The organism is Streptomyces sp. SID1328 (assembly GCF_009865595.1).
Lineage (GTDB): Bacteria > Actinomycetota > Actinomycetes > Streptomycetales > Streptomycetaceae > Streptomyces > Streptomyces griseoluteus.
Map to the genome: position 1 here is coordinate 1 of NZ_WWKH01000166.1, position 401 is coordinate 401.

General features: G+C 80.0%; 1 pseudogene. It reads left to right on the top strand.

What is annotated here, in order from left to right:
• A pseudogene (locus GT030_RS04815) lies at nt 1–401 on the top strand (serine protease); the annotation flags it as partial.

Below are 401 nucleotides of genomic sequence, written 5' to 3' on the forward strand. Positions count from 1 at the left end.
ATCTGGACGCGGCGGCCCGGCTGCTCGCCGCCGACCCGGCCGCCGGGCAGCCGCACCTCACCCGCTGGTTCGAGGACGAGCGCCCGCTGCCCGCCACCCCGCACGCCACCGTGGCCACCGCCGCCCAGGCCCTCCTGCACACCCATCGCCACGGCGCGCTCGACCACCTCACCGAGGCCCTGATCGACAGCGGCCACCGCAGAGCCGTCGAACTCCTCGCCGTCCTCGCCGAGGACGAACCCTCCGCCGCCTGCCGCGCCGTCGACCGCTGGGCGAGGGACGAGGACCCCGGCCGCCGGGCCACCGCCCTGGTCCTCGCCCGCCGCACCGCGCCCCACACCGGCACGACCGGCGACCGCACCCTGCTGCGCCGCGCGGCCCGCGCCCTGCTGGCCCGGCCC